Source organism: Rhodoferax lacus (genome assembly GCF_003415675.1).
GTDB lineage: Bacteria > Pseudomonadota > Gammaproteobacteria > Burkholderiales > Burkholderiaceae_C > Allorhodoferax > Allorhodoferax lacus.
In genome coordinates this window covers 1-23,732 of record NZ_QFZK01000021.1, presented here as the reverse complement: position 1 = coordinate 23,732, position 23,732 = coordinate 1, and the positions used below count along the sequence as shown (strand labels likewise).

Genomic DNA, 23,732 nt, shown 5'->3' with positions numbered 1-23,732 from the left:
CAATCAGGCTGCGTGGCGCTTTACAGCGAGCCGAAGCGGGAGGCATTGGCGCTTGCCAGGTGCCCCTTGAACAGGTCGGTGATCTGGTGCAGCACTTCGATGGCGATGGCTTCGCTGCGGCTGGCCGCAATGGCCTGCATCAGGTGGGGGCGCATGAACCACAGGGCGGAGAGGTCCCGTGCATAGCGTATGGGCTTGTAGACGGCGATGTCCTGGGTGTCGCAGTGCACCTCAATGGCGCTCAGCATGGCCAGACGGATGTGTTCCAGCACCGCATCGGATGTGTCCGTTGTCTCTGCCTCTTCACGGCCCAGCAGGGCCAAAAAGCTTTTACGTAATCCCATGACAGCCATCTTTCTTGTACGGCGGCTTGTGCCGCGCTCCCCCTGTTTCTTGCATCACCCCTTATTGTGCGGCCGCTTGGCGCGTTCTCAAGGCCTGAGCCATTGAACCACGCCGGAAAGCAGGACGGCCACCATGGTGACGGTGATGGCCAGAAGGATATCCTTGAAAAAATGATCCATGTGAACCTCCTGTGACAGGAATGAACACATGCAAATTCCGTACCCGCAGGGCTCAGGTAAATTCCACCAGCACGTCACCGGTCTGGACGCGGTCGCCCTGCTGCACCCGTATGGACGCAATCATGCCCGAGACGGGTGCGGTGATGTTGGTCTCCATCTTCATGGCTTCGAGCACCAGAATCGATTCACCGGCCTGGATGCTGGCACCTGGTGCAGCCACCACCTTGACCACCACGCCCGAGACCGGGCTGCGGCAGGCACGGCTCTCGTCGGCCACGGCTGCCGGGGGGGCTGCGCTGCCCGCCTTGGCTGCACCGGGCGCGCTGGCCGCACTGCCGCTCAGTCGCGCCGTGCCCACCGGGTAGGCCGGCGGCAGATCGGCGTGCTCGGTCTCGGCCACCTCCACCTCGACCTCAAAGGTTCGCTCATCCAGGGTTATGCGCAGTTTCACGGCAGATCCAATCAAACAATCAATCAATGGGTGTGGTGCGAGGCATGGCTGCCCATGCGCCCGACCTGGGCCCAGGCGCTGGAGTGCACCAGGCGCACCTGGCGCACGCGGGCGCGCACGCCCAAAAAGGCGGCCACGGCGGCGGAGATGAGCAGCAGGTCTTCTTCGCTGGGTGGTGCAGCGGCGGTTGACGAGGCAGCCGCCTGCAGCGCGCCTTGCTCCAGCGTGGCCACGCGCTGGCGCAGGGTGTCGAGCTCCTGGCGCATTTGCGCCAGCAGGGCCAGTGTGTCTGGGTTGGGTTCTTGCATGGTGCGGTCCTAGAGCGGCATCAGCCCGTGCTTTTTGTGCGGCCGCGGCACCCGCTTGATGCGCAGGTATTCCAGGGCCTGCGCAATGTGGCGACGCGTGTGCTTGGGCTCGATCACCGAGTCCACCAGGCGCAGCTCGGCGGCCACATAGGGGTTGGAGAAGGTGTCGCGGTATTCCTTGATCAGCGCGCTGCGGCGCTCAGCCGGGTCGGCGGCCTCGGCAATCTCCTTGCGGAACACGATCTCGGCCGCACCCTCGGCGCCCATGACGGCAATCTCGGCGGTGGGCCAGGCAAATACGCGGTCGGCATCCAGGTCCTTGCCGCACATGGCCAGGTAGGCGCCGCCGTAGCTCTTGCGCAGGATCACGGTGATCTTGGGCACGGTGGCCGAGGCGTAGGCAAACAGCAGCTTGGCGCCGTGGCGGATGATGCCGCCGTACTCCTGCTCCACGCCGGGCATGAAGCCGGGCACATCCACCAGGGTCACCAGCGGAATGTTGAAGGCATTGCAGAAGCGGATGAAGCGCGCGGCCTTGTTGGAGGCGTTGATGTCCAGCGCACCGGCCAGCACCGAGGGCTGGTTGGCCACAATGCCCACCGAGCCGCCGCAGACGCGGGCAAAGCCCACCACGATGTTCATGGCGTGGCCGGACTGCACTTCCAGGAAGTCCCCGGCATCGACGATGGCGGCAATCACATCGCGCACGTCATAGCCCTGCTTGCTTTCCTCGGGCAGTATGGATTCCAGCACCGGGTTGGGCTCCACCGAGGGGTCGCCCTCGGTCTGCGGCGGGTCTTCCAGATTGTTGGAGGGCAGAAAGCTCAGGAGCTTGTGACAGAGCTGGATTGCGTGGTGGTCGTCTTCGGCAATGAAGTGGATCACGCCCGAATGCACCATGTGGGCATCGGCCCCGCCGAGTTCTTCGGCGCTCACGTCCTCGCCCGTGACCTGTTTGATGACCTGCGGCCCGGTGATGAACATCTGCGCCTGGCGCGTCTGGATGATGAAGTCGGTGAGCGCCGGGCTGTAGGCCGCGCCTCCCGCACAGGGGCCGCAGATCAGCGAGATTTGCGGCACCGCCCCGGACAGCAGCACATTGGCATGGAACACTTTTCCGTAGCCCGAGAGCGAGGCAATGCCCTCCTGCACCCGCGCACCGCCCGAGTCGTTGATAAATACAAAGGGCGAGCCGGCCCTCAGAGACGCCTTCATGATGTCGGCCACCTTGATGGAGTGCATCTCCCCGGCCGAGCCGCCGGCCACGGTGAAGTCCTGGCTGGCCAGGTGCACCAGGCGCCCGCCAATGGCTGCCGCGCCTGTGACCACCCCGTCGGCCGCCAGGGGCTTGCCCTGCATGCCAAACAGCGCGGAGCGATGCGTGGCAAACAGGCCCACTTCGTCAAAGCTGCCCGCATCCACCAGTTCGGCCACGCGCTCGCGCGCCGTCAGGCGTCCACCCTTGCGCTGCTTGTCCTGCTTGTCGGCGCCGCCGCCCAGGTAGGCCGCTTCCTGCCGGCGCTGGAGTTCTTCAATTTTCTTCTGCATGGTGTTCATGGTGTGTCCTGCTCAGGAGGTAACGGGCGTGATGCTCACGCGGTGCGAGCGGCCGTTGAGCTTGACGTCATAGCTCACCGGCGTGCGCAGGGCCTTGTCGCCGGACTGGGCGCCTGTCGGGGCGCCGCCCGCGCTGGCAGGGGCGGCGGCTTCGGGATCGCGCCCGAGGTTGAGCGGGCCCTGTGCGCGCTTCCCAAAAAAGCCGGGGGCCACTTGCGGAAACATGGCGTAGGTCAGTACGTCTTCCTCGCTGCTGTCGCAGCCCGGCAGCGCGCAGGCCGCCGTCTGCAAGGCCTCCCACTCGGGCTTGAGCAGGTCGGCCGGGCGCTCCAGGATGGCGGGCTTGTGCGCCTGTGCGGCGGCCATGGCCAGCACCTCCGGATCGCGCTCGCCCGGCGTCTTGCCGTAGTAGCCCAGCATCAGGTCGGCAAATTCGCTGGACATCACCTTGTAGCGGCCCATCAGCACATTGAACACGGCCTGCGTGCCCACGATCTGGCTGGAGGGCGTGACCAGGGGCGGAAAGCCCGCGTCCTCGCGCACGCGCGGCACTTCGAAGAACACTTCCTCCAGCCGGTCGCCCGCGCCCTGCTGCTTGAGCTGGCTTTCCATATTGGAGATCATGCCGCCCGGTATCTGGCTGTCAAAAATGTCGGTCTCCACGCCAATGATGTTGGACATGAAGGCCTGGTAACGCGGGCGCAGGGCCGCGAAATGGTTTTTGATGCGGTGCAGGCGGTCCTTGTCCAGCGTGGCCTGAAAGCCGGTGCCGTCCAGCATGGCCACCAGGCTTTCGGTCGGGTTGTGGCCCGGCCCCAGGCTGAGCGAGCTGATGGCGGTGTCCACGCAGTCGGCCCCGGCTTCAATGGCCTTCATCAGCGAGACCAGCGTCACGCCGGTGGTGGCATGGGTGTGCACATGGATGCGCACGGCCTCGCCGCAGCGCGTCTTGATGCCTTTGACGATGTCGAAGGCTGCCTGCGGCTTGAGCAGTGCGGCCATGTCTTTGAGGCAAATCGAGTCGCAACCCAGCTCCACCAGACGCTCGGCCATTTCGACAAAGGTCTCGGTGGTGTGCAGGGGACTCACGGTGTAGCAGATGGTGCCCTGCGCATGCTTGCCGTTGCGCCGCACGGCCTGCACCGAGTGGCGGATGTTGCGGATGTCGTTGAGGGCGTCGAAGATGCGGAACACGTCCATGCCATTGACCGCGGCCCGGTCCACAAAGCGGTCCACCACGCTGTCTTCGTAATGCCGGTAGCCCAGCAGGTTCTGGCCGCGCAGCAGCATCTGCAGGCGCGAGTTGGGTAGCAGGGTGCGGAACTGGCGCAGCCGCTCCCAGGGGTCTTCATTGAGGAAGCGGATGCAGGCATCAAAGGTGGCGCCGCCCCAGCACTCCACCGACCAGTAGCCGGCCTGGTCGATATCGGCACAGGCGGGCACCATGTCCTCCATCGCCATGCGGGTGGCCAGGAGGCTTTGGTGGGCGTCACGCAAACACAGTTCGGTGATGTCGATGGTCTTGGTCACGGAAGCCTCATTTCTTGAACAGGCTGCGCGGGCAATCGCCAGGCAGGTAAGCCATCCAATCCGCACCCAAGAGACTGGGGTTTACCCTTGGATTCTATCCCCGCTGTATGTCACCAGCCGGCATTCACCAGTCGTAGCCAATCGTGATGGGCGCATGGTCGGAGAACTTTTCGCCCTTGTAAATCTCCACGTTGCGGGCGCCTGCCGCCAGCGCAGGGGTGGACAAATGGTAGTCAATACGGCAAAAACTCTACGATAATTGGGGCATGACTGACATGCCTCCATCAAGCACCCTCGTTTACTCGTACCGCCGGTTTTCTTCAGGTCGCCAAGCATCTGGACACAGCCTCGAACGACAGACCCACTCGGCGCGCATTTGGTGTTTGGAAAGAGGTTATGTGCTTGACGAAAGCCTCGCGCTCTCGGACTTGGGGATTTCTGCATATACCGGTGACAACGTAATGCGCGGGGCCATGGGAGGTTTCCTGGCTGCGGCAGAGGCAGGCAGGGTACCCAAAGGGTCAATACTTTTGGTCGAAAGTCTTGACCGTATCAGCCGCGCATCAATTCCTGACGCCATCGCTGTGCTCACGAAAATTGTGAACACAGGCGTTCGTGTTGTCTCCCACATCGACAACCACGAGTGGAACGAAACGACGATCCAGGACACTATGTCGTTCATGCTGTCCGTTCTCCTTTTTTCGCGGGCACACGAAGAAAGCTCCAAAAAGGCAAAGCGCGTCAGTGACCAATTTCAGGATAAACGGAAATCTGGCTTGGCAGTTGTGTCCCACGGGCACGGTCCCGGTTGGGCCGTACCCAAACAAGACCGTTCCGGTTGGGAAATGGTGGAAGATAAAGCCGCCGCTGTATTGAAGGCATTTGAATTGGCTGCAGCAGGGCATGGGGGCATCGCAATCGCCAGGAGGGCGAATCAGGAAGCCTGGCCGTTGCCTTGGCGGATTAGGAAGAACACATCTACACGCTGGGAACACACCGGCGTTAGTCGATTGCTACGTGACCGGAGAGTTTTAGGCGAGTGGCAACCAAAAAAGATGGTCGCGGGCAAGATGACGAACCACGTTGATCCTGTTCTCAATTACTTTCCACGGGCCGTCTCGGACGAACTCTGGTACCAGGTGCAAGCGTCATTAGGCAGCAGAGAAGGTCCGCTTCGTATACGAGGCCTTAAGGCCGACATCTTTTCCGGGATTTTTTACTGTTCATGTGGAGAACGCATGGACCGCAAACCGCCAACCGGTCGGGGCTATCCGCGTTACTACTGCCTTGGACGCATCAATGGGTCATCAGACTGCCCCGGCGTAGCCGAGAAGGTCTTGTTGGGACCGGTCTTGTCCGCTGTTGCCCAGCTGGAGCAAGCAGCTTTCACACCTGACAACTCTGCCGCTGCTGCCCGTGAAGAGCTAGGCCTAGCGCAGTCCAGACTAGCGGATGCGAATGCTCGTGCAGAACGGCTCTTGGACGCGCTAGAGGAGTCTGGGCACAGCCAATTGCTGCTTACGCGCTTGGCCGCAGCCGAGAAAGACAAAGCCGATGCGGAGGCGGTAATCACGAGAGCCAGGGACGCACTAGCTGCAGTGCCTTTGTTGGACAGAAACTTTGGCGATGAACTCGCCAAAAATGCAGCAGAGGTAGTTGCTGACCGCGCAAATGTGGAGGGGCGACATAAGGTTGCACAGGCGCTGAGCCAAGTTGTGACGCGATTAGTTTGGAACGGGAAGTACTTCATGGTGCATGCGCGGAATGGCGCGACTTACGGCGTTAATCCCCCCCCCGCGATGCTAAAAAGAGCTAAGAACCGTAACGCCAAGTCAATCACTGACAAGAATTAGTGGAGCGTCCTTTGGGTTCGGAGGCTCAACGAAGCAGCGCGAGGACAATGCGACCCAGGGATTGAAACAATGCAGTTCTATTGATATAGAAGATATGAGCCGGGTGTCGTACTACCCGACATCTACCTGTGGTCCACCACCACAGCAAATCTCTTTAGATCGTGGCCAATGCGCCAGTAGTGCACCTTGAAAAACGGGGCATGCTCATACATGCCCCATGCCGCATATTTACGGGAATAACCTTTCCATCGGATAGGGTCTTGGGTTAATGCTGTAGGACGTTACGGCATATTGCTCAAACCCAAGACAGCGATTCCCTAATTCCATGCTGTCGATTTCAGTTTCAAAATCGATTTCAATCACGGCGTCCGAATCGGGGTCCCAAACTGCGAGCTCAATGGTGTCAAGATTGGAAATCGGAACCACACAGTTAAAAGCTTCAAATGCACAGCGAGCCGCCAAGCCGATGCTCAAATCATCAGGCACAAATGCCTTGTACAGACCTGGAACAAGCAAGTCCTCTGGGTCTGCGCCAGCAATACGGTCGTTTGAAATCGATGCATTGATGAGCAAATAGCGCCCGCTTACTGGCATTTTGAGCTTCGCATTATTTCGCCTTGCAGCGTCAATTAAAGCTTTGGTTCTAGGATGGAGCGTGGAATATAAGGTCATGTGAAAAGCAAATTTTGGTTGGTAAAAATTTATCGGTCGGCCAACTGATATTTGTATTTTCAAGACCCTCGATCAAACGCGCAATTAAAGAACTCGTCCTTTGGCGAAAATAAATAAATTCCGATTTGGAACAAGTTTTTCAGCGTGAAAACCGCTGGAGAACCAATTCTCCCGACGCTTTTTTACAACGCAATTGAATACCCCCTAAATAGGTTTGGAACGACCGGGGGATAAGGCTGGGGACAGCGTGTCAATTTGTGTAGATCAGCCGCAAAAGGCTAAAACTGGTCACTTGACTGTGAGTCAGCAGCTGCCGTCCAACACCACACCAAGTGACGGAAAGCGCGGACATCGCGCGCCACCCGGCGTATGTCTTAACTCACAGGAGCTATCCATGTCACTTTCCAAAACTACAACCATCAACACCGCGCCAGCCGCAGCGGAGTCCCTGCGCTTGCCAACAGCAGCGCCTGCGCAAAAGCCCGCCGCTGGCGGCTTCTCGATGTCCGAGCTTGCCTTGACCCAAGACTTCGACACGGCAATTGGGTTGGAAACCCGCGTTCACACCGTGGCGGTCAAAAAACCGACCAAGACAACCTACGTCAGAGTTCACGATTCCCCAAATTTTCGGATGGCATTGGCCACCCTCGTCGACGAGATGGGAGTGATGTATGCAGTACATCCCAAAATTTTGTATGCCGTGGCGGATGAGGCCAAAGCGACAATGCTCTACACCGCGATGGATGACGCAGGCAATGTCTTTCTCCTTCCGGTTGGACTGCCTGGCTCCGATGGCAGCACCAACGCGTGGTGGCAGTCTGGCCATGCCGCCGCAGCGATTGCGCAAAAGGAGTGGGTGCGCATTGTGGCGGTCAAGACTGCAGGCCACTACGTCACTAAAACGGCTGTGGTGGACAAGGGCAAACCCAAGTGGCCCGAGAAGTCCTTTGAAGAGCTGCTGAACATGGCTTTTGCCGACGGTCGGCTCATTGACTCCATGGACCATCCCTTCATGCGCAAGTTGAACGGAGAGGCGTAATCGTGGCCCGCACCTTTTCGGAAGTGTGGGCCGTGGACTTCGAGTTCCGCGCCGATCCCGGCGAAAGACCTGTCCCGGTTTGTTTGGTTGCCCAAGAGCTTTTGGGCGGTGGTCCGCCTGTCCGTCTGTGGGCTGACCAGTTCGGCGCACTGCCGCCCTACGGCATTGGCCACGACTCCCTGCTAGTGGCGTACTACGCCCCCGCAGAAATGAACTGCCACCTGGCCCTGGGCTGGCCAATGCCCGAAAACGTCTTGGACCTGTACGCAGAATTCCGCACGCTCACAAATGGAAAAGTTCTGCCGCATGGCGTTGGCTTGCTCGGTGCGCTCGCATACTTCCGGCTTGACGGAATTGAGTCCATGGAAAAAGAAGCGATGCGTCAGCTCATCATTGCGGGCGGAGAGTACACACCCCAGCAACGGGTGGACATTCTCGACTACTGTCAAACCGACGTAGACGCGACCGCAAAGCTGTATGCCGTCATGGCGCCGGTATTCAACGAACACCAGAAACTTGAACACGCATTGCTGCGCGGTCGGTACACCCGCGCCGTCGCGTGCATGGAGCATGCGGGCATCCCAATTGACATGACCATGTTGGGCAGTCTGCGCCAGCATTGGGGTGCCATTCGTGACAAGCTCATCTCGCGCATCGATGCGGATTACGGCGTCTACGATGGCCGGACTTTCAAAGCCGCAAAGTTCGTGGACTATGTCGCAAGTCACGGCATTGATTGGCCAACCACGCCCACCGGCCGCCCATGCCTGGACGATGACACATTTTCAGAGCAGTGCAAGACCCACCCGCGTCTGCGCCCGTTAAAAGAGCTGCGTAGCGCACTGGGGCAGATGCGCCTGAACGACTTGGCCGTTGGCGCAGATGGGCGCAATCGGGCAATGCTGTCCATTTTGCGATCCACTACTGGACGCAATCAACCGTCGAATTCAAAATTCGTTTTTGGCCTTTCCGCTTGGCTGCGAGGGCTTATCAAACCCAAGGAAGGGTACGGCCTGGCATATGTGGATTGGAGCCAGCAGGAATTTGGCATTGCTGCCGCACTTTCTGGCGACGCGGCAATGAAAGAAGCGTACAGCTCAGGCGACCCTTATCTGGCATTCGCTGTGCAAGCGGGTGCCGCGCCTAGCGACGCCACGAAACACACCCACGCCGCAGTCCGGGAGCAATTTAAGGCGTGCGTTCTGGCCGTCCAGTACGGGATGGGTGAAGACTCACTGGCGCGGCGTATCCAGCGAACGACGCCTTACGCGAGGGAACTCCTCAGCTTGCACCGTCGCACCTATGCCAGGTTCTGGCAATGGTCGGATGGTGTTTCGGACTATGCAATGGCGTATCGAAAATTGTGGACGGTATTCGGCTGGCAGCTCAGCTTGTCCGGCACAGTGAACGACCGCTCGGTCAGGAATTGGCCCATGCAAAGCAATGGCTCCGAAATGTTGCGACTGGCCTGCACGCTGGCGACGGAGCGCGGAATCTCCGTGATTGCGCCCGTGCACGACGCGGTGCTCATCGAAGCCCCGCTCGACCGGCTGGACGAGCAGGTCCTGACGATGCAGGAGACTATGCGAGAGGCCAGTATGGCGGTGTTGGCCGGGTTCGAACTGCGCTCAGACGTTAAGCGAATAGATGCGCCCGACCGCTTTAACGACCCACGCGGCGATGTCATGTGGGGTGTAGTGAACGAGCTGCTTGACGAAATCGGTGCGGAGGCCGCGCTATGAATCTTCGCAGCTATGAAATTGCCACCGCTCGGACAGGCCACCCACAACCTGCAAGCCCGCCACGACGTATCCAAGGCACATTTCTGAAAGGCCCGGTCCCGATGGACTGGCTACAGCATGCGGGCAAGTTGCCAGGCAAAGCGCTGCACCTTGGGGTTGCGTTGTGGTTCCGTGCAGGGCTTGCTGGGTCAATGACCGTTAAGCTCGCCAATGCCGACCTCGCCGCTATGGGTGTCGCGCGAGACGCTAAGTACGAAGGGCTGCAACGACTCAAAACCGCAGGCTTGATTTCCGTTGCGCAGCAGCCAGGGCGTGCGCCGACAGTGACGCTGTTACTGGTGGGAGAGGTGACGGGAGTCCCTGCGTAAAACCTTGATGGAGAGCTAAAACTTCGCTACCGCAGAGCCATGTCTATGACCGTAGCGAAGTCGCGCCGGTCGTTTGATCTTCAGAACACGCGCGCGGTACGCATCAAACTGCCCGAGGCAGTTTTGTGGGCTGTGGCAGCCTGCAAGACAGCGGCATGAGAATGGATGCCATCATTGTTTGGCACATGCGCCGACATTTCTTGCAGCAGAAAGGGGTGGATGACTTTCGTCATCCACCCCTTTTCCTTGCCTGAGTTCTACAGCAATGGCAGCATTTCATCGAACCACAGGTTAGTGTCCAATTGTTCGCCTGGTACTAAGCTGCGCGAGATGGGAAGTAGCGACACGTTTACCATTTGCAACTGCCCTTCAGTAATCCGCAGCTCTCGGAAGGCTTGATGGTAGCTGGCTACCATGTGCCTTAGCGCGTCTTGGTTGGTGCACACAAGAGTCAGCTGACGAATCGGGTAGTCGGGCGTAATCATGGTCAGCCTTTCTTGGTCAAGGTGCCTGGAGCAAAACGAAACGATGCTGTTGCGCGCTTTGGTGGCTTTCCATGCGTTCTCGCATTCCAAGACGATAGCCTCGCCCTCGCCCAACATGATGCCGTCCACTTGTTTGCCATCAAGTACGCGCACGGGGCACCGGTCAGTGGAAATTTCGTGTTCTGTAATAACGTCCCATCCGGCGAGAATGGCTTTGATGAGGTACCAGTTACTGCACGCCCGGTGCACGGGGTTGCCTAGTGCCAGCCCTTGCCCGCTACTTGCGTCAAGCCCTTCAAACTCATTCAAAAACCTTGCCCCCTTAGCTGACAAAAGATAGACTTCGGTCCCACCTTGGGGAAGGGCTCGCTTGATAACAAGCCCATCTTCGAGCATTGACTTCAAGCAGCGACGCGCTAGCGGCCAAGCCTGCGCGGCATGGTCGAAAACCAATGCCGCTACCATACGTGACGTGAGCCATCCGAAGCGATGGAGGTATCGGCAGACGCCGATCCGCTGCTGCTCGCCCACAATGCGTTTGTCGAGCGGCTGTTGCGCCTGCTCAATCTCAATTGACGGTGCCTGCGCAGCCGTTGGGAATCCCGGGAAAATGTCGTTCGACATGGCTATCTCCTGTGTTGTTGATGGCACACACTCTTGTGTCCCACTTCGGTATAGCTACGCCATACCGACAACACAGCGAAAGACTTTGTGACTGCCAAGCAGACACAAGTAGAAGACCGCCTACCACCACCTTTCCCCTCCTGGACGTCGGGCCGGTGGCTACCTGCCTAGGGGCAGGTCACGGCTCAATACCGCGCCCCACTTGTCCTCTTCGAGGCCGGGGCAAGGGGGAAATCCGTTTTCGGCGGCAGCACATGCCCCCGAAAACGCGCGGCTGGACGCCACGGTCTGCGACTCTCTCCCCCTTGCCCCGGCCTCCGGTCCGGGGGGCGGGGCTATCGCCCCCAGGCTTCGGCCAAAACGCGGCAAGCGCGTTGTAGGCCTACCCGTCCGCACTGGGGTGCGGTCGCCGCTGGGAACGCGGCTCGGGCCTGGCTCCCCCAACCTGGGCTGGGCGTCGTGGGCGACGCGCTGCGCCCAGGGGCTACGTGCTGGGACGCACTTGCCCCGCTGTCATTCCGCAGCGGTTCCCCATTGCCTGCGGCAATAGCAGCCAACTTCCGCATGCCTCGTCCTAGACTGCATTGCACTGGCTTACACTCAAACGACACAATAAGAAAGCCTATCCACCCTATGAACACTGCAGCAGACTCTGTAATGACTGTCAAAGAGGTTGCGGAGTACCTGCGGGTCAATCAACGCACCGTTTACCGCCTGGCGGTAGACCGGAAGTTGCCAGGCTTCAAAGTCGGGGCGACATGGCGGTTCAAGCGGTCGGATATTGACGGATGGATAGCAGCGCAATCGACCGCCAACACAGGCGGCTAAGGCAGGGAGCCGGGACAATATGAAAATCATCCTCAACAGTGGGGCGGATCGGGTCATAGACCTGATGCGCCCGCATCTTCAAGCTGGGCACCAGCTTGGATGCGTCACACCCACGTTCTCGCTATTCGCGTTTGCTGAACTGCGCGCTGCGCTGGCCGGGCTTGAACGTGTGCAGCTCCTGTTGCCCCCGGATACCGATGGGCTGGAATTCCTTGGCGGGACGGGCGACCGAGCCGCCCGCAATCGCCTGCAGTCCCGATGGCTGGCAAACCAGTGCGCCAAATGGATTGCCGCAAAGGTGGAGCTACGACAGGCGCACGGACCAGTGCCACAGGGCGCGGCAGTCATGCGGAATTCCGCAGGCGATGCTGAACAAGTGGTGCTTGGGTCATTCGCTTTTAGCACCGATGGCCTTGGGCTTACCCCCGGCAACCCCTTGAGCCTCATTCAAGGCTCAGAAACTCCCGCAGAAGCGGCGCAGTTGGCCAAATGGCTCGACAACCAATGGGCAGCCTTACGCGCCCGACCAGAGGCCCGTGAGGCCCTTATAGCGGCCCTGCAGGGCATGGGCGAACACCGCGACCCGTTCACGCTCTACACCCTCATCCTCAATCACATGTTTGGGGATCGTGGCGATGAGATGGACGAAGAACGTATCGTCAAGTCGGCCACGGGTATCCGCAACACGGTGGTTTGGAAAAAATTGTTCAAGTTCCAGCGGGACGGTGTTGTGGGCGCTATTGACAAGCTGGCCCGCTTTGGCGGGTGCATCATTGCCGATAGCGTTGGGCTGGGTAAGACATTCGAGGCCTTGGCCGTCATCAAATACCACGAGCTGCGAAACGACCGCGTGTTGGTTCTCGCGCCGAAGCGCCTGCGAGACAACTGGACGCTCTACAAGGCCAATGACAAGCGCAATGTGCTGGCGGCTGACCGCTTCAATTACGATGTCCTGAACCACACGGACCTTTCCCGCGACGGTGGCAATTCGGGCGACATTGACCTCTCGCACGTCAACTGGGGCAACTATGACTTGGTCGTGATCGACGAGTCGCACAACTTCCGCAACAAGGCCACGCACAAGGGCAAGGAAAGCCGATACGACCGGCTGATGCGCAAAATCATCAAGGAGGGCGTCAAGACCCGCGTCCTGATGCTGTCCGCCACCCCGGTTAACAACCGATTAGCCGACTTGCGCAATCAGATTTCATTCGTCACCGAAGGTGACGACACCGCGCTGCTAGAGCACGGCATTTCCAGCATTGAAGCAACGACGCGCAAAGCCCAGGCCCAGTTCAACCGTTGGTTGGACATGGGCGAGGCCGACAAGACACCGACCAAGCTGGTCGAAATGTTGGGCTTCGATTACTTCACCCTGCTGGACCACCTCACCATTGCCCGCTCGCGCAGGCACGTGGAAAAGTATTACGGCACCAGTGAAACCGGACGCTTCCCTGACCGACTTCCCCCTATCAACATCAAAGCCGACGTGGACTTGGCAGGCCAGTTCAGGGCCATCAAAGAAATCAACCTGGAAATTCGGCGGTTGAACCTCGCCAGCTATGCGCCATTGCGCTATGTGTTGCCGCAAAAGCAAGCGGCCTACGATGCCAAGTACAGCACCCAAATTCGCGGCGGCGAAAGCTTCTTCCGGCAGGCTGATCGTGAAGAAAGTTTGATCCACCTCTTGCGTGTCAACATCCTCAAGCGCATGGAGAGCGCCGTGTCGTCGTTCTCGCTGACCATTCAGCGGCAGCTTAAAGACGTGGAGGCCACGCTGGCGCACATTGAAGCCCATGCGGAAGGCTTCGAAGAAATTGACATCGCCGACGTGGACATTGAAGACCCTGCATTCGAGGCCCTACTGGTGGGGCGCAAGGTCAAGGTGTTGCTCAGTGACGTGGACCTCATCCGGTGGAAGCAGGACCTGATTGAAGACCGCAACCGCCTGGCGACTATGCTGGCCGCAGCCAGGCAGGTGGATGCTTCGCGCGATGCCAAGTTGGCCCTGCTGCGCGACATGATTGAACAGAAGTGCCGCCACCCCATCAATGCGGGAAACCGCAAGGTGATTGTCTTTACTGCCTTCTCCGATACTGCGCAGTACCTCTACCAGAACCTTGCAGAGTGGGCCAAAGGCACGTTGGGCATTGATGCCGCATTGGTCACGGGCAGCGCTGGAATTCAGACGACCCTGCCAGGGCTGCGCAAGAACATGAGCAGCGTCTTGTCGGCCTTTGCACCGCGCGCCAAAGAGCGCCCGGCAGAAATGGCCGACGAGGGCGAAGTGGACTTGCTGATTGCCACCGACTGCATTTCTGAAGGTCAGAACTTGCAGGACTGTGACTGGTTGGTCAACTATGACATCCACTGGAACCCGGTGCGGATCATTCAGCGCTTTGGCCGTATCGACCGAATCGGTTCACCCAATCGCAGCATCCAACTGGTCAACTTCTGGCCCAATATGGAGCTGGAGGAATACATTGGTTTGGAGCAGCGCGTCAGCGGGCGCATGGTACTGCTGGATGTCTCAGCCACTGGCGAAGAAAACCTAATCGAGCAGCAGTCCGGCAACCCCATGAACGATTTGGAGTACCGGCGCAAGCAGTTGCTCAAGTTGCAGGACACCGTGATTGACATGGAGGACTTGTCTAACGGTGTTTCCATCACCGATTTGACGCTCACGGACTTCCGCATCGACCTGGCGCAATACTTGAAAGAGCACCCCGGCAAGCTGGACGGCATGCCACTGGGGGCGTATGCCGTCACGACCAGCATTGATGCCGACATTGCATCCGGTGTCATTTTCTGCCTGCGGGCAGAAGGGGCCGTGGCCGCGAAAGGCCAGGGCTCTGACTACCCCCTTGCGCCGCACTACCTGGTGCACGTGGGCGACGACGGCGCAGTGTTGCTGCCCTACACCCAAGCCAAACGCATCCTTGACCGACTCAAGCGCCTGGCACTGGGCCGTGAACTGACCGACGATGGCGCGTGCGCGCGCTTCGACAAGGACACGCGCCAAGGCGAAGACATGCGCCATGCGCAAAAGTTGCTTGCGTCTGCCGTTGCATCCGTCGTGGGAAAGAACGAAGAACGTGCCGTGGCCAGCCTGTTCTCGCCGGGAGGCACGCACGCCATGAAAGGCGAGTTCGCAGGCAGTAACGACTTTGAGGTCGTGGCCTTCATGGTGGTATTGCCTGGGACTGGTGCGTGAGGGTTCAAGAGTTCGTTGCAGCGCTGGAACTGCCTTCTGGTTGCCGTGTGGATCAGCGCGTGCCCAAGAAGATGCTGGTTGAAAATGGCGCACCCACCGCAGCGGACAAGCGACTGCTCAATGAAGCCATTGAAGAGTTCCAATGGCTGGCCGCTTTGAAGCCCAACACTATCGGCGTGCCGGAGTTCGGCGATGAGGTCCGGGAATATCTTGAGATTGCGGTGTTGTGCATCACCCTACGCGGCGTTGTCGATGACCAGGCTCGCAAGCCTGCCAACGTGTTGCGCTTGTCGGAACTGGTGCACCGTGCAGTGCCCTATCCCGTCGTGCTGATGCTAGACGCACCGCAAGGGCTGTCTGTGTCAATGGTGCACAAGCGCTGGGCGCAGAACGAGGCGGGCAAGGTGGTGCTGGATGGCGACGTGGTAACGGTGTCCTTGGCGGACGACTTGGATACCTCGCACCCATTCAGCCAGGCCGTCGCCTTGCGCAGCCAGCCGCAAGCCTCGCTGATGGCCCTGTATCAGGGTTGGATGGAGTGCCTTCAGGCCTTGCAGGCCTCCCGGCATACCGGGGCCTTCAAGGTCGCGGACACCCCGGAAAATGCCCATGCGCGCCGCCTTGCGCTGCAAGAGTGCGAGCGCCTGGAGGCCGAGGCTGCACGCTTGCGTACGCAGGCCGCGAAGGAAAAACAATTGCCGCGCCAGGTTGAACTCAACTTGGCGCTGAAACGCGTACAGGCCGAATTGTCGGTGGCCCGTGCACATCTATGAAACAGAACCAATGAAGGTGAGGACTATGCAAAAAATCGAAGCAAGCAGCCCAGCAGCTCAATCGGCAGATCTAATTGACGCCAATCTAGGACAGCTCAAGAGATTGTTCCCGGAACTTATCACCGAAGGGGCAAACGGCATAGCGGTCAACATTGACGTACTCAAGGCATTGGTGGGCGACAAGACCACAACCGATAACGATGAAAAATATGGACTTAATTGGCATGGCAAGCGACGAGCGCGGCAGTTGGCGCTCTCGCCTAGCACCGGAACGCTACGTCCATGCCCGGACGAGAGCGTGGATTGGGATGCCACCCAAAACCTCATGATTGAGGGTGACAACCTTGAGGTGCTCAAGCTCCTGCAAAAAAGTTACGCAGGAAAGGTCAAGCTGATTTACATCGATCCGCCTTACAACACAGGCAAGGACTTCGTCTACCCTGACAATTTTCAAGACAATATTAAGAACTACCTTGAACTCACTGGGCAGTTGGCCGGAGGTCAGAAAATCAGTAGCAATACAGATGCCAGCGGTCGGTTCCACACCGACTGGTTGAACATGATGTATCCGCGATTAAAAATCGCAAGAAATTTGCTCAAAGATGATGGGGCGATAGTCATTTCGATTGACGATGCCGAGCTTCAGAATTTACGCCGCCTATGCGATGAAATTTTCGGGGAAGAGAATTTTGCGGGCACGGTACTTTGGAAAAAGAAAACCAACGGAAACAACATGGGTGTGATCCCGCCAGTTCACGACTACATCGTTTGCTACGGTCGTTCTCTCCAAGAGAACACCTTGCTTGGCATACCGATATCGAAGGAGTATTTGGATAGCGAGTATTCAAATCCTGACGACGATATTAGAGGTCCTTGGACAACATCTGATCTGTCAGCTAATCATGAGGGACCCTACTTCGGTGTGGTGAACCCCAAAACCGGGGAAACACACTTTCCAGCGGCGGGTCGTTACTGGGTGTTTAACGAACAAGATGTTCTATCTCGAATCAAAGAGGGGCGCATAATTTTTGGGAAATCCGGCAACGCAAAGCCAGTTCAAAAGAAGTTTTTGAGTGAAAGACCTTCAATGCGGCGCAAGGTTGAGTCTTGGTGGGACTCGCATGGATACAACGAAGACGGAACTGCCGAAATTGGGGAATTGCTCGCTACGAAAGTGTTCAATCACACAAAGCCGAAAAAGCTTCTTCAGCACGTTGTAAACATGGCAACCAAAGGAGATGATCTGGTGATGGATTTCTTTGCTGGCTCAGGTACTACTGGCCATGCTGTGTATGCTCAAAATGAAGCCGATGACTCCATGCGGCGATTTATTTTGGTTCAGTTGCCTGAGCCGCTTGACCCGACAAATAGTGAACAAAAATCTGCCTCAGATTTCTGCGACCTGATAGGGAAAAGGAGAACAATTGCAGAGCTAACAAAGGAACGCCTGAGACGGGGTGCTTTGAAAATCAAAGCCACGTCTACAAAAAAGAAGGCTGACTTTGGCTTTCGTTCTTTCAAGCTAGAAAGCTCAAATATTCGAGCTTGGAATCCCAAACCTACAGACCTTGGCCAAGCCGTCATTGAGTACCAAGACCATGTGCTTGAAGGGCGTACAGAGTCCGACATCCTGTATGAGCTGCTGCTCAAGCTTGGCCTTGATTTATGTGTACCCATCGAAGTGCGCAAGGTCGCGGGCAAGGACTTGCATGCGGTAGGCGGCGGTGTCTTGATGGCCTGCCTTGCACCTGCAATTGCGGGCGCTGAAGTGGATGCGCTGGCGGCGGGCATCGTTGCATGGCGGAAGGAGCTTGCACCAGCTGGCGATACCACCTGCGTGTTCCTAGATAGTGCCTTTGCCGACGATGTCGCAAAGACCAATCTGGCCGCCATTCTGGAGCAGCACGGCATTCAGAACGTGCGCAGTCTGTGAGGGCCGGGCGATGAAGCTTCACTTCGAGCCAAATCTCGACTACCAACTGCAGGCCATTGAGGCCGTATGCGACCTGTTCCGGGGCCAGGAGGCATGCCGCACCGAGTTTACGGTGACGATGAAGATGCCCGAGCAGCAAATGACACTGGGTGTCGCTGAAACGGATCTCGGCGTGGGCAACCGCTTGACGCTATTGGACGACCAGGTTCACAAGAACTTGTCAGATGTCCAATTGCGCTGCGGACTGGAGCCATCCAGTTCTCTGGCTTCGGGTGACTTCACCGTGGAAATGGAAACTGGCACGGGTAAGACATACGTCTACCTGCGCACTATTTTTGAATTGAACCAACGCTTTGGGTTCACCAAGTTTGTCATTGTGGTGCCGTCCGTCGCCATCAAAGAGGGTGTTTACAAGACCCTGCAAATCACCGAAGAGCACTTCAAGGGCCTGTATGCCGGTGTTCCCTTTGACTTCTTTTTGTACGACTCCAGCAAGCCAGGCCCGGTGCGAAATTTCGCCACCAGCTCCAACGTTCAAATCATGGTGGTCACCGTCGGTGCCATTAACAAGAAGGACGTTAACAACCTCTACAAAGAGAGCGAAAAGACCGGGGGAGAGAAGCCTATCGACTTGATTAAGGCCACGCGGCCTATCGTCATCGTGGACGAGCCACAGAGCGTGGACGGTGGCCTGACTGGCGCGGGCAAGACCGCGTTGGATGCCATGAACCCACTGTGCACGCTTCGGTACTCCGCAACCCACGTCAACAAGCACCACATGGTGTATCGACTTGATGCGGTGGATGCCTACGAGCGCAAGCTGGTGAAGCAAATTGAGGTGGCATCCGCCACGGTGGAAGACGCCTACAACAAGCCCTATGTGCGACTGGTGTCGGTCAGCAACAAGCGGGGCACTATCAGTGCCAAAGTCGAGTTGCATGTTCAGACCGCCAGCGGCGTGAAACCCCAGGAGGTCACCGTCAGTGACGGCGATGATCTGCAACAGACAACTAAGCGCGCGATTTACGCGGACTTCCGTGTGGGAGATATCAACACAGCCAAGGACGAAGAGCTCTTGGAGCTACGCTTTCCTGGTGGCGAGGCGTATCTGGCCATTGGCCAGGCGCATGGTGATGTGGATGCACTGGCCGTGCAGCGGGAAATGATACGCCGCACTATCAAGGAGCACCTTGATAAGGAAAAGCGCTTGGTGCCCATGGGCATCAAAGTCTTGTCGCTGTTTTTCATCGACTCCGTCGAGCGGTATCGCAAATACGATGCCGACGGCAACGCCGTAAAGGGCGACTACGCGCGTATCTTTGAAGATGAATATCGGCGCGCAGCGAAGCTGCCCGCTTACCAGAGCCTCTTTGCTGAGATTGACCTGTCCAGCGCCGCTGAGGATGTGCATAACGGCTATTTCTCCATCGACAAGAAGGGCGGCTGGTCCGACACGGCAGAGAACAATGCGGGGAACCGGGACAACGCGGAGCGGGCCTACAACCTCATCATGAAGGAGAAGGAGAAGCTTCTTGGCTTTGATACGCCGCTGAAATTCATCTTCTCGCACTCTGCTCTGAAAGAGGGTTGGGACAATCCAAATGTTTTTCAGATCTGCACCTTGCGTGAAATCGGCACGGAGCGCGAGCGCCGCCAAACCATTGGCCGGGGTCTGCGCCTGTGCGTGAAGCAAAGCGGCGAGCGGGTACGTGGCTTCGAGGTCAACAGGTTGACCGTCATTGCCACGGAAACCTATGAGCAGTTTGCTGAGAACTTGCAAAAGGAATACGAGGCTGAAACCGGTATCCGGTTTGGCATCGTGGAGCAGCATCAATTTGCCGCTATCGCGGTGACGGGTGCCGACGGCCAGGTGTCCCCATTGGGCGTTGACCTGTCAAAGGCCCTTTGGGAGCACCTTAAAGCCGCTGGCCATATCGATGCCAAGGGGAAGGTGCAGGACTCTTTGAAAGTGGCCCTGAAGGACGGTACGCTGGCCCTGCCAGCAGAGTTCGACCCGCAGCGCAGCCAGATAGCGGAGGTGCTGCGCAAAGTATCTGGCCGTCTGGAAATCAAAAATGCCGACGAGCGCAAGCAAGTGCCCTTGCGCAAGGGCAAGGATGGCAAGGCCATCATCTTGAGCGATGAGTTCAAGGCATTGTGGGACCGCATCAAGCACCAGACGACCTACCGCGTTCAGTTTGACAATGCCAAACTGATCGCAGACTGCACGGCTGCTTTGCAGAAGGCACCGCCCATCGCCAAGGCACGCCTGCAATGGCGCAAGGCCGATATTGCTATCGGCAAGGCAGGCGTGGAGGCCACCGAAAAAGACGGTGCTTCCACCGTGGTTCTGGATGAGTCCGACATTGAGCTGCCGGACTTGCTGACGGATTTGCAAAACCGCACCCAGCTCACGCGGCGAAGCATCACAAGTATTTTGACCAGCAGTGGCCGTCTGGATGACTTCAGGCGAAACCCGCAGCAGTTCATTGAGTTGACTGCAGAGGTCGTCAATCGTTGCAAGCGGATGGCGCTGGTCGATGGCATTAAGTACCAGCGGCTGGGTGACGAACATTTTTACGCGCAAGAGCTGTTCGATAAGGAAGAGCTGACGGGCTACCTCAAGAACATGTTGATGGAAACCAGCAAGTCCATTTACGAGCACGTGGTTTATGACTCGACGACTGAGCGCGATTTTGCCGATGCCTTGGAGAAAAACGGTGACGTTGTGCTGTATGCCAAGTTGCCAGGGTGGTTCAAGGTGCCAACGCCGCTGGGCAGTTACAACCCGGATTGGGCGTTGCTGATCGAGAAGGACGGCACGCAGCGTTTGTATTTTGTGGTGGAGACCAAGAGCAGCCTTTTCACCGATGACTTGCGCGATAAGGAGAGTGCCAAAATTGAATGTGGCAAGGCGCATTTTCAGGCTTTGGGCGTGGAAGAAAATCCGGCGCGGTACGTGGTCGCCAGGACGATTAACGACGTGCTGAACACAACGACCTGAGTTACCGAAACTTCGGGCGATTCGGCCATGCTGGCCGACCGGGCGCTATGTGCTTGTGCACACCGGGCCTATGTCCCGGCCTGTCGGTAACGCTCCCTATCGCGCTCAAGGGGGCATGTGCACCATGGTTTCGGCTTCGCTCGCCCCCACGGTGGACATCCCCCCGCCGCCTCGCGTTGGCTCCCCCAACACCATCGCCCTTGCTGTCGCAAAGGCGGGCTCCAATTCAGCTAAGGGGGCCTCCCCTCGCGCCTAGCAAGCGTGAAGTCTGCGACCCATTCCGACGGTGTCCCCAGTCTTCCTACGTGCAGACCGGGTGAACCCCCTCCGTCAGATCGGCGCTGGCTATTTGCTACCCCCGGTTTCGCCAACGGGCAGGTTTGCATGCGAGCTATGCAACCCACACCCTAAAGGAGAATTCGATGGAAAACCCAACCAATCGCGCCCCCATTGGCGCGCCCACAATCGACGATGAGGCCTCACAGTGCGGGCCAATCATTTACGGCTACAGCAGAGCCCAAGCGATTGCGGACGGCGTGCTGGTGGACGTGTCCACGATGGCAAGAGAGGCCGGATTCACCGTACCCGTTGCTATGACGAGTGCCGCATGGGCTGATTTCGTTGAATGGAGTGACCAGGACAGCAGTCGGCAAACTCACCAGGATGAAGCCGGGAGACTTTGGGATGTTCTGTGGATGTCGCACCTGGCAGCCCGGCGTGCTCAGGGAGGAACCGTGGCCGTCCAGTTTTACCGCGTGCCGCGAGGCGGTAAGGGCCGAATGCCGCGCAAGACGACCCTGCACATGAACATTGGACCAGGCGATGCAGCGGAGGCGGTCATTACGCTGATGCTTCCTGGCGAGGACTGAGGCACAGGGCATTGCACGGTGCTGCAATGCCGCTATTTTGAATATGGAGGATACAAATGACTATCTGGAACTGGCTTTTCGGCGGCGACAGCATGCCTGACACTGACCCAGCACCCGTCTCAATGGATGTTAACCCTGCGACAGGGCTGCCAATGGTTGACGGTTGTGCTGGGTTCGATGTCGGCGGTAGCCCCTTTGGCATGGACGTGAACGCACACTCAACGGACCATCAGCCCATGCCAGACTTGGATTTCGGCTCAAGCAGTGCGGGCCATGACGGGGACTGGCCATGTTGAGTGCGCTAACGTGCACCTTGGCGTGGCTTTGTCAGACAATCGGGTTTTGTGACATACGCCGTCGCAGCTTAAATTGGATCAATAAATGTTGAGAGTAATTTCCGCCAACTTGAATGGCATTCGGTCTGCATCAAGCAAGGGCTTCTTTGAATGGCTCAATGAACAGCAAGCGACCGCAGTCGGTGTCCAAGAGGTGAAGGCGCAGAACGAACACGTCGACGGAATATTTTGCAGCCCTGGCCAACTCAAGGGGAATTTCCACTATGCGCAGAAAAAGGGTTATTCCGGCGTTGGCATGTATACCCGGGAAAAGCCAAGTGCTGTGATTTCCGGCATTGGTGTACCGGAATTTGATGACGAAGGGCGCTGGGTGGAGGCACGCTTTGACCGCGCGGATCGTAAATTCAGCATCATCAGCTGCTACTTCCCCAGTGGCTCGTCTGGCGAAGACCGCCAACAAGCCAAATTTCGGTTTTTGGACGTGCTGTATCCGCACTTGTTATCGTTGAAGGCGGAGCGGGAGTTCATCCTTGTGGGCGACGTGAACATCGCCCACAAAGAGGCCGACTTGAAGAACTGGAAGGGCAACAAGAAGAACTCCGGCTTCCTGCCCGAAGAGCGTGCATGGATGACCAAGCTTTTTGACGAAGCTGGGTTGGTCGACGTCTATCGCCAGCTACACCCGGATACCACGGACGACTGCTACACGTGGTGGTCCAACAGGGGCCAGGCTTACGCCAAGAACGTTGGTTGGCGTCTGGATTATCAAATTGCCACTCCGAACGTCGCCAAGACTGCCAAGGCTGCGTCCATTTTCAAAGCGACGAGGTTCAGTGACCATGCACCGTTAACTGTTGATTACGATTACCAGCTTTGACAGATGGCCGATCGACAGAACATAAAAATACCGCCGTGTCTTTCGACGCGGCGGTCTGACGAGCGAATACTCAAGCGGTAACCCGGCCTCTCGTCTACTGATGCCCAGTCGTCCTCCACTCGTATGTTGGCAAGTGACTTGCTAAAGCGTAAAGCTCATCGGCCCAACCTAGAGGTTGACACCCGCCCGCCTGCCCCGTTTAACTGGCTTTTCTTGCTGACAGCCAAACGCTACTTAGTTCTTTGGCGCGCTATCGGCGAAGTCGTCCAAATCGACCACTAATTTCGGCAGCGGCCTTTTCATGTTGGGAGGTAGTCAACACCATTTCTGCAGGGAAGAGTGTCATTACAACTATTGCGGCCTGCCACAAGGTCAATGCGATCAGCATCGAAAATGAAACGCCTCTAAACAGCTCCACATGCGCAATTACTTGTGGGATTTGCTTAAGTAAAGGTGCCGTAACACCTACTAGCAATAGGACAACGAGCATGATGGTTGAATGAACGGCTGGGGTCAGAAGTAGCCCCATGCTTGGGCCACTGCCATTGCTGGAATCAACCTTAACTTTACCGAAGGACATTTTCAGGCGCTCGGGGTAGATGATTGCCAGCCAGGCGCCAACAACTGCAAATATGATTGAGGCGGTGTTCCGTAGAGCGTATGCGTCCGGCCATCCCATATTGACCGCTGACCTCGGTCATGCCTGACAGTTAGACAGCAATGTCTTGCCAGCGGTGCGGCAGTAATTCCCCGATCTGGCTGGCCCGCTGTGTTGGTAGACGTGT

General features: G+C 57.9%; 20 protein-coding genes and 1 pseudogene. 11 read left to right on the top strand and 10 right to left on the bottom strand.

The genetic code is table 11. The features are described from left to right. Positions 1–20: 20 nt before the first annotated feature. The 6 genes and pseudogenes from DIC66_RS19785 to DIC66_RS19760 all read right to left on the bottom strand — a co-directional run. Positions 21–344, bottom strand: coding sequence for a hypothetical protein (locus tag DIC66_RS19785; protein ID WP_147321364.1), 324 nt, complete (start codon positions 342–344; stop codon positions 21–23). Between the two features lie 232 nt (positions 345–576). Continuing rightward, positions 577–975, bottom strand: coding sequence for a biotin/lipoyl-containing protein (locus DIC66_RS19780; RefSeq protein WP_117179935.1), 399 nt, complete (start codon positions 973–975; stop codon positions 577–579). Between the two features lie 23 nt (positions 976–998). Beyond that, positions 999–1,283 carry a hypothetical protein gene (locus DIC66_RS19775; protein WP_117179904.1) on the bottom strand — a complete coding sequence of 95 codons (285 nt, stop codon included), beginning with the start codon at positions 1,281–1,283 and terminating at the stop codon, positions 999–1,001. A 9-nt stretch (positions 1,284–1,292) separates the two neighbouring features. Next, entirely contained in the window at positions 1,293–2,831 is a 1,539-nt protein-coding gene (locus tag DIC66_RS19770; RefSeq protein WP_117179934.1) for an acyl-CoA carboxylase subunit beta, read from the bottom strand. Positions 2,832–2,852: 21 nt separating this feature from the next. Beyond that, positions 2,853–4,370 carry a methylmalonyl-CoA carboxytransferase subunit 5S gene (locus DIC66_RS19765; protein ID WP_117179903.1) on the bottom strand — a complete coding sequence of 506 codons (1,518 nt, stop codon included), beginning with the start codon at positions 4,368–4,370 and terminating at the stop codon, positions 2,853–2,855. 124 nt (positions 4,371–4,494) lie between these two features. After that, positions 4,495–4,611: pseudogene (locus tag DIC66_RS19760) on the bottom strand (exodeoxyribonuclease III); the annotation flags it as partial. A 25-nt stretch (positions 4,612–4,636) separates the two neighbouring features. Between DIC66_RS19760 and DIC66_RS19755 the strand changes: the two are divergent. Then, entirely contained in the window at positions 4,637–6,223 is a 1,587-nt protein-coding gene (locus tag DIC66_RS19755; RefSeq protein ID WP_117179902.1) for a recombinase family protein, read from the top strand. Between the two features lie 228 nt (positions 6,224–6,451). Here DIC66_RS19755 and DIC66_RS19750 read toward each other — a convergent pair whose 3' ends face one another. Next, positions 6,452–6,895 carry a hypothetical protein gene (locus DIC66_RS19750; RefSeq protein ID WP_147321363.1) on the bottom strand — a complete coding sequence of 148 codons (444 nt, stop codon included), beginning with the start codon at positions 6,893–6,895 and terminating at the stop codon, positions 6,452–6,454. 394 nt (positions 6,896–7,289) lie between these two features. On the opposite strand from DIC66_RS19750, the gene DIC66_RS22970 reads away from it, so the two are divergent. Genes DIC66_RS22970 through DIC66_RS19735 form a run of 3 tightly spaced genes read left to right on the top strand, consistent with a single transcriptional unit; the run spans position 7,290 to position 10,044 of the window. Next, a complete protein-coding gene (locus DIC66_RS22970) occupies positions 7,290–7,934 on the top strand; it encodes a hypothetical protein (protein WP_147321362.1) in 645 nt (214 codons plus the stop codon). 2 nt (positions 7,935–7,936) lie between these two features. Further along, a complete protein-coding gene (locus DIC66_RS19740) occupies positions 7,937–9,676 on the top strand; it encodes a DNA polymerase (protein WP_199534806.1) in 1,740 nt (579 codons plus the stop codon). Then, positions 9,673–10,044, top strand: a complete 372-nt coding sequence (locus DIC66_RS19735) for a hypothetical protein (RefSeq protein ID WP_147321361.1) — start codon at positions 9,673–9,675, stop codon at positions 10,042–10,044. Before DIC66_RS19740 ends, DIC66_RS19735 begins: the two co-directional genes overlap by 4 nt. An 80-nt stretch (positions 10,045–10,124) precedes the next feature. On the opposite strand, the gene DIC66_RS23165 is transcribed toward DIC66_RS19735, so the two are convergent. Together DIC66_RS23165 and DIC66_RS19730 are read right to left on the bottom strand one after the other, a co-directional pair. After that, on the bottom strand, positions 10,125–10,277 hold the full coding sequence (locus DIC66_RS23165) for a hypothetical protein (RefSeq protein ID WP_158558959.1): 153 nt from the start codon (positions 10,275–10,277) through the stop codon (positions 10,125–10,127). Between the two features lie 24 nt (positions 10,278–10,301). Then, positions 10,302–11,153, bottom strand: a complete 852-nt coding sequence (locus DIC66_RS19730; protein ID WP_117179897.1) for a hypothetical protein — start codon at positions 11,151–11,153, stop codon at positions 10,302–10,304. A gap of 633 nt (positions 11,154–11,786) precedes the next feature. Here DIC66_RS19730 and mads1 point away from each other — a divergent pair. The 7 genes from mads1 (at position 11,787) to DIC66_RS19690 (ending at position 22,947) form a co-directional block, all read left to right on the top strand. Continuing rightward, positions 11,787–11,981 carry a methylation-associated defense system helix-turn-helix domain-containing protein MAD1 gene (mads1, locus tag DIC66_RS19725; protein WP_117179896.1) on the top strand — a complete coding sequence of 65 codons (195 nt, stop codon included), beginning with the start codon at positions 11,787–11,789 and terminating at the stop codon, positions 11,979–11,981. Positions 11,982–12,000: 19 nt separating this feature from the next. Then, positions 12,001–15,195 carry a helicase-related protein gene (locus DIC66_RS19720; protein ID WP_117179895.1) on the top strand — a complete coding sequence of 1,065 codons (3,195 nt, stop codon included), beginning with the start codon at positions 12,001–12,003 and terminating at the stop codon, positions 15,193–15,195. Then, the gene (locus tag DIC66_RS19715) at positions 15,192–15,968 is read left to right on the top strand and encodes a DUF4391 domain-containing protein (protein ID WP_117179894.1); all 777 of its coding nucleotides are present in this window, start codon (positions 15,192–15,194) and stop codon (positions 15,966–15,968) included. Before DIC66_RS19720 ends, DIC66_RS19715 begins: the two co-directional genes overlap by 4 nt. Before the next feature lie 25 nt (positions 15,969–15,993). Next, positions 15,994–17,901, top strand: coding sequence for a site-specific DNA-methyltransferase (locus DIC66_RS19710; protein ID WP_117179933.1), 1,908 nt, complete (start codon positions 15,994–15,996; stop codon positions 17,899–17,901). Between the two features lie 10 nt (positions 17,902–17,911). Next, positions 17,912–20,905 carry a type III restriction-modification system endonuclease gene (locus DIC66_RS19705; RefSeq protein ID WP_117179893.1) on the top strand — a complete coding sequence of 998 codons (2,994 nt, stop codon included), beginning with the start codon at positions 17,912–17,914 and terminating at the stop codon, positions 20,903–20,905. A gap of 422 nt (positions 20,906–21,327) precedes the next feature. Continuing rightward, positions 21,328–21,774 (top strand): DUF6573 family protein, encoded by a 447-nt coding sequence (locus DIC66_RS19700; protein WP_233506018.1) that lies wholly within the window; start codon positions 21,328–21,330, stop codon positions 21,772–21,774. Between the two features lie 381 nt (positions 21,775–22,155). Beyond that, a complete protein-coding gene (locus tag DIC66_RS19690; protein WP_117179891.1) occupies positions 22,156–22,947 on the top strand; it encodes an exodeoxyribonuclease III in 792 nt (263 codons plus the stop codon). Positions 22,948–23,197: 250 nt separating this feature from the next. Here the strand turns inward: DIC66_RS19690 and DIC66_RS19685 are convergent, their stop codons facing one another. Further along, a complete protein-coding gene (locus DIC66_RS19685) occupies positions 23,198–23,527 on the bottom strand; it encodes a hypothetical protein (protein ID WP_199534805.1) in 330 nt (109 codons plus the stop codon). Between the last annotated feature and the right edge of the window lie 205 nt (positions 23,528–23,732).